The 2,618-nt window shown below is 70.1% G+C and carries 3 protein-coding genes and 1 pseudogene; all 4 read right to left on the bottom strand.

Annotated features, from left to right (window positions below):
• Positions 1-131 (bottom strand): annotated as a pseudogene (locus ACFY7H_RS34045) (phosphoadenylyl-sulfate reductase); the annotation flags it as partial.
• Positions 128-307, bottom strand: coding sequence for a hypothetical protein (locus ACFY7H_RS34040; protein WP_125815005.1), 180 nt, complete (start codon positions 305-307; stop codon positions 128-130). The gene ACFY7H_RS34040 and the pseudogene ACFY7H_RS34045, both read right to left, overlap by 4 nt.
• The gene (locus ACFY7H_RS34035; protein ID WP_388946586.1) at positions 304-2,010 is read right to left on the bottom strand and encodes a nitrite/sulfite reductase; all 1,707 of its coding nucleotides are present in this window, start codon (positions 2,008-2,010) and stop codon (positions 304-306) included. Before ACFY7H_RS34035 ends, ACFY7H_RS34040 begins: the two co-directional genes overlap by 4 nt.
• 219 nt (positions 2,011-2,229) lie before the next feature.
• A complete protein-coding gene (locus ACFY7H_RS34030; RefSeq protein WP_312847410.1) occupies positions 2,230-2,313 on the bottom strand; it encodes a putative leader peptide in 84 nt (27 codons plus the stop codon).
• Positions 2,314-2,618 lie beyond the last annotated feature (305 nt).

Raw genomic sequence — 2,618 nt, 5'->3', positions numbered from 1 at the left:
GACGTCACACAGAACCTGGCCCCGAACGTCCCCACCGCCCACCGCAGGATCTCCAGGGCGGAAGCGTCCTCCAGGTCCCGGCCCGCCCGCTCGGCAAGCTCTTTGAGACCGACGTCTTGAGTGGTGGTCATATCTCGTCCCCTCCAGCGGTGTTGGACTGAACTCCCCGGGCCAGCAGCCCGAGGTACTTCAGCTGGAAGGCCCGGTTGCAGGCCCTGCATTCCCAGGCGCCGTGACCCGTCTCGTGGGGAAACAGGTCCTCGTCGCCGCAGTACGGGCAGTAGAACGGTGCGGCGCGCTCGCTCATGAGAGGCTCGCGTCGCTGGCGCGGCCGACCCAGGTGGCGAAGCGCTCGCCGTCCTCGCGCTCCTCCGCGAAGCGCTTGACGACCCGCTCGACGTAGTCGGGCAGACCGGCCGAGGTGACCTTGAGGCCGCGGACCTTGCGGCCGAAGCCGGCTTCGAGGCCGAGGGCGCCGCCCAGGTGCACCTGGTAGCCCTCCACCTGGTTGCCGTCGTCGTCCAGGACCAGCTGGCCCTTGAGACCGATGTCCGCCACCTGGATACGGGCGCAGGCGTTCGGGCAGCCGTTGATGTTGATGGTGATCGGCTCGGCGAAGTCCGGCAGGCGGCGCTCCAGCTCGTCGATCAGCGAAGCGCCGCGCGCCTTCGTCTCGACGATGGCCAGCTTGCAGAACTCGATGCCGGTGCAGGCCATCGTGCCGCGGCGGAAGGGCGACGGCTTGACCCGCAGGTCCAGCGACTCCAGAGCCGCGACCACCGAGTCGACCTGGTCGGCCTCGATGTCGAGGACGATCATCTTCTGCTCGGCGGTGGTGCGCAGCCGTCCGGAGCCGTGCTGCTCGGCGATGTCCGCGATCTTGGTCAGGGTGGCGCCGTCGACGCGGCCGACGCGGGGAGCGAAGCCGACGTAGAACTTGCCGTCCCGCTGCTGGTGGACGCCGACGTGGTCACGCCACTGGCCGGAGGGCTGCTCGGGCGCGGGGCCGTCGGTCAGCTTCCGCTTCAGGTACTCGTCCTCCAGGACCTGGCGGAACTTGGCCGGGCCCCAGTCGGCGACGAGGAACTTGAGGCGGGCGCGGGTGCGCAGGCGGCGGTAGCCGTAGTCCCGGAAGATCGAGATGACGCCCTCGTAGACGTCCGGGACCTCGTCGAGCGAGACCCAGGTGCCCAGGCGGACGCCCAGCTTGGGGTTGGTGGACAGACCGCCGCCGACCCAGACGTCGAAGCCGGGACCGTGCTCGGGGTGGTTCACGCCGACGAAGGCGATGTCGTTGATCTCGTGCGCCACGTCCAGCAGGGGCGAGCCGGAGACCGCGGACTTGAACTTGCGGGGCAGGTTCGAGAAGTCCGGGTTGCCGACGATGCGGCGGTAGATCTCCTCGATGGCGGGGGTGCCGTCGATGATCTCGTCCTGGGCGATGCCGGCGACGGGCGAACCGAGGATGACGCGGGGGGTGTCACCGCAGGCCTCGGTGGTCGAGAGGCCGACGGCCTCCAGGCGGCGCCAGATCTCCGGGACGTCCTCGATCCGGATCCAGTGGTACTGCACGTTCTGGCGGTCGGTGAGGTCCGCGGTGCCGCGCGCGAACTCCTCGGAGATCTCGCCGATGACGCGGAGCTGCTCGGTGGTCAGCCGGCCGCCGTCGATGCGGACGCGCAGCATGAAGTACTTGTCGTCCAGCTCTTCGGGCTCCAGGATCGCGGTCTTGCCGCCGTCGATCCCGGGCTTGCGCTGGGTGTACAGGCCCCACCAGCGCATGCGTCCGCGCAGGTCGTTGGGGTCGATCGAGTCGAAGCCCGTCTTGGAGTAGATCGTCTCAATGCGTGTCCGCACGTTGAGACCGTCGTCGTCCTTCTTGAACTGCTCGTTGCCGTTGAGGGGCGTGTGGTGTCCGACGGCCCACTGGCCCTCGCCGCGGTGACGGCCGGTCTTGCGGCGCGCTGCGGCTGCGGGGGCGGCTGCGGGCGTATCGGGGGTGGCGGCCATGGCGGGTACGTCCTTCTTCAACGGCTCGAGGTGGAGGCAGGGGGGAGCGGCGGCGCGCCCCTGTCACGCTGGAGTCTCTGAGCAGGTGCGGCCGATATCCGCCCGCGTACCGGGGTTGCCGGCAGGCAGGGGGCGGTGTTCGGCCTCAGGGGGCTTGCGGGTGATCGACGCGTCCGCGGCGGCGGGGACTGCGGCGATGTGCGGCGGTCGCTGGTTCCGTCAGCGTGCCGGACAGATGGCGCTGGACATGCGGCCGAGGTCGACGTGCCGCCGACTCACCAAGGCAATTCCAGCTCCATTCATGGCCGAAGCGTGGCATGTGGCGATTGGAGGAGTCCACTACTGTCCACGATCCGGACGAACTCGTCCCGGATCGTGGGATGACGTGACGGGCGTCACCCTCGCCCGTTCCCCGAGGCTCCGCCCCGGCCCCCGCGCCTCAAACGCCGACGGGGCTGGATGTGCCTGCGCAGCCCGTGCGTCTGCGGACCGCTTTCTGGGGGCCAGCCCCCAGGCCCCCGCGCCTCAAACGCCGGCGAGGCTGAAGTTGCCGACCGAGCTGGATCCGCACACCTGCGCGGGCAAAGCCACGGGCGGGCGGCCGGACG

Source organism: Streptomyces sp. NPDC012794, from assembly GCF_042901085.1.
GTDB lineage: Bacteria > Actinomycetota > Actinomycetes > Streptomycetales > Streptomycetaceae > Streptomyces.
Note: the sequence above shows the minus strand (reverse complement) of the source record. Positions and strands in the feature narration are given on the sequence as shown.

Bases quoted from the DNA above. Each gene is read 5' to 3' on its own strand.
- ACFY7H_RS34040 (WP_125815005.1), bottom strand. From the start codon at position 307: ATGAGCGAGCGCGCCGCACCGTTCTACTGCCCGTACTGCGGCGACGAG.
- ACFY7H_RS34035 (WP_388946586.1), bottom strand. From the start codon at position 2,010: ATGGCCGCCACCCCCGATACGCCCGCAGCCGCCCCCGCAGCCGCAGCG.
- ACFY7H_RS34030 (WP_312847410.1), bottom strand. From the start codon at position 2,313: ATGAATGGAGCTGGAATTGCCTTGGTGAGTCGGCGGCACGTCGACCTC.